Origin of the sequence: Streptomyces europaeiscabiei (assembly GCF_001550375.1) — a bacterium.
In the GTDB taxonomy this organism is placed as follows: domain Bacteria; phylum Actinomycetota; class Actinomycetes; order Streptomycetales; family Streptomycetaceae; genus Streptomyces; species Streptomyces europaeiscabiei.
The window spans coordinates 1-2624 of the sequence record NZ_LRTR01000094.1 but is presented as its reverse complement, the minus strand read 5'-3'; the positions used below and the strand labels follow the sequence as shown (position 1 = coordinate 2624).

The 2624-nt window shown below is 70.4% G+C and carries 4 protein-coding genes and 1 pseudogene; all 5 read right to left on the bottom strand.

Features of this window, described 5'->3' with window-relative positions; translation table 11 throughout:
• Positions 1 to 255: 255 nt before the first annotated feature.
• The gene (locus AWZ10_RS04105) at positions 256 to 840 is read right to left on the bottom strand and encodes a GAF domain-containing protein (protein ID WP_046707848.1); all 585 of its coding nucleotides are present in this window, start codon (positions 838 to 840) and stop codon (positions 256 to 258) included.
• 37 nt (positions 841 to 877) lie between these two features.
• Positions 878 to 1480, bottom strand: a complete 603-nt coding sequence (locus AWZ10_RS04100; RefSeq protein ID WP_046707849.1) for a GTP-binding protein — start codon at positions 1478 to 1480, stop codon at positions 878 to 880.
• Complete coding sequence (locus AWZ10_RS04095) at positions 1458 to 1826, bottom strand: DUF742 domain-containing protein (RefSeq protein ID WP_046707850.1); 369 nt, start codon at positions 1824 to 1826, stop codon at positions 1458 to 1460. The genes AWZ10_RS04100 and AWZ10_RS04095 overlap by 23 nt, the downstream gene beginning before the upstream one ends.
• Before the next feature lie 4 nt (positions 1827 to 1830).
• Complete coding sequence (locus AWZ10_RS04090) at positions 1831 to 2268, bottom strand: roadblock/LC7 domain-containing protein (protein ID WP_046707851.1); 438 nt, start codon at positions 2266 to 2268, stop codon at positions 1831 to 1833.
• Positions 2255 to 2624 (bottom strand): annotated as a pseudogene (locus AWZ10_RS47220) (ATP-binding protein); the annotation flags it as partial. The pseudogene AWZ10_RS47220 and the gene AWZ10_RS04090, both read right to left, overlap by 14 nt.

Below are 2624 nucleotides of genomic sequence, written 5' to 3'. Positions count from 1 at the left end.
ACCGCCCCATCCCGCCGCCGGGGGACCGGCGCATCCGCGACCCGGAGCGTGCCTCGGTCGGCTTTCGTCGAGCGACCCGACCCGCCGGACACGCCGCGGCCCTCACCCGCTCGCGCCCCGGATCCCATCCGTCGGCCGGGCCCGAACACAGAGAAACCGCGGACACGACGTCGTGTCCGCGGCTTTCGTGAGCCGGACGCCCGGCGGTCCGCTTCCCCTCGACCCACCCGACCGGCGGCGGCGCCCGGTCGGGCCTCAGCGGCCGGAGGCGATGGCCTGGATCTGGTCGGACATCTCCTGAGCCATGTGCTTGATGATCTCCAGCCGCTGCCGCCCCCAGGTACGGGAGTCGGTGTCGACGACACAGATCGTGCCGAGGTTCATGCCCGCCAGCGTGTCGACCAGCGGCGCGCCCATGTAGGAGCGGATGCCGATCTCGTCCACGACCGGGTTGCCGGCGAACCGCGGGTAGTCGCAGACGTCGTCGAGCACCAGCGCCGCGGTTCGCTTGACGGTGTGCGGGCAGAAGCCGTGGTCCAGGCGCATCTCCCGGCTCATCGAGCTCTCGGCCGCCTGGCCCTGCGCGATGTTCACGGGTCCGGCGTCCGGGGTGTAGAGCCCGGCGAAGAACTGGCGTTTGTCATCGACGAAGTTGACCATCGCGTACGGCGCGTCCAGCTCCAGCGCCAGCCGGCGCGCGAAGACGTCGAACTCGGCCCGGGGGGTGTTGGCGAGTCCGAGCTGGGCGAGCCTGGCGGCGCGTTGCGGGGCGGCCGGGTCCTCGGGGGTGAGGAGCAGACGGTCGAGCGGTGGCTCGTAGGAGGCATAGGGGCTGTTCATCGGGACTCCGTTCGAGATCGGCCGAGTTGAGTGAGAATCAACGGAGCACGGGTGGCTGGTGTGTCGCCACGTCGGGTGTCATGCCGAGCAGGTGCTGGACGAGTTCGACGAGCACACCCGTACCGGAGCTGCAGTGCCGGGCGTCGCAGAACACGATCGGTGCGTTGGACTTCAGGCCGATGGCGTCGCGGACCTCCTCGACGGAGTACTGGTACGCGCCGTCGAACTCGTTCACCCCCACGACGAACGGGATTCCGCGCACCTCGAAGAAGTCCACCGCGGGGAAGCACGCGTCGAGCCGGCGGGTGTCGGCGAGCACCACCGCGCCCAGCGCTCCGTCGGACAGCTCGTCCCACATGAACCAGAACCGTTCCTGCCCGGGGGTGCCGAACAGATACAGGACGTGCTCGGAGCCGAGGGTGATCCGGCCGAAGTCCATGGCCACGGTGGTGGTGGACTTCTCCTCCACCCCGTCGAGGCTGTCGGTGCGGACACTGGCCGTGGTGATGACCTCCTCGGTGCTCAGTGGCGCGATCTCGCTGACCGCCCCCACGAAGGTCGTCTTGCCCACCCCGAACCCTCCCGCCACGAGGATCTTCAGGGCGGTCGGGAAGGGGTCAGAGCCGTGCGCGTAGGCCATCAAGTACCGCCTCCAAAACTTCTCGGTTGGCGGCGGAGGCCGCCTCGACGGCACGGGGCGCCCGCGCGGTGAGCGCCTCGTGCTGCACTAGGTCGGACAACAGGACTTTGGTGACGGCGATCGGGAGGTTCATCCGCGCGGCCACCTCGACCACCGGCACCGGCCTGACGCACAGGCCGAGCACCAGGTCGTGGTCGGGGCCGAGGTCGGTGATCCTCCGGCTGCCGGTGGCCATCACCAGGGTGAGCAGGTCGAACGGCGTCGAGGGCCGAGTGCGCCCGTTGCTGACGGTGAACGGCCGGACTAACCGTCCGGCCTCCTCGTCCAGGAACATCTCGTCCGTCATCGCGTCACATCCCCGCGCTGGACGGTGCGTTGGTCGGGCGGCGGGCCGGCGTGGCGAGGAACGGCTGCACGGCCCGGATCAGCATGCCCATCTCGTAGCCGAGCGTCTCGGTGTGCGTCGTCGCGTCCGCGGTGACCGCCAGCACGGCGCCGTGACCCGCCGAGGCCACGATGAGGATGCCGTTGTGCAGTTCCACGATGACCTGGCGGACGGTGCCGCCGTTGCCCAGCACCCTGTCGTGGCCGAAGGAACGGCCCAGGGAGTTGAGGCCGGAGGATATCGCCGCCAGCCGGTCGGCGTCGTCGGCGCTCAGATCCACATGTGCCTTGCTCAAGCCGTCGGACGAGAGCAACAGCACCTGCCGGGTACCGGGCACGGTCTTCTTGAGGTTGTCCAGCAGCCAGTCGATGTTCTGTCCGGTGGGGTGGCTATCGCTCACCATGGTGGGGTTCTTCTCCTTGCGGTCGGTGCGGGGCCCAGCGCGTGTCGTCGACGGGGATCGCGTCGGAGGTCGCGCCGGCGAGACCGAAGCCTCGATTGATCCCGGCCAGGAGGCCGGGGCTGAAGTTCAGGTCCTGCTCGTGGGTGTCGGGACGTGGAGCGGGCCCCTGGCGGAGTTCGGGCGCCAGGTGCTCCATCGCACGGCGCTTCGGCAGGACCGGCCTGGCGGGCCCACCGGACCCCTGCGGTGCTGCCGTCGGACGCTCGTAGCCCGACGAGGGGCGGTACTCGGGCCGCCTGTCGGAGACGTGCGGTGCCCGCTCGTGCCGGGCGGCCGTCGGGGGCGGCACGGGGGCG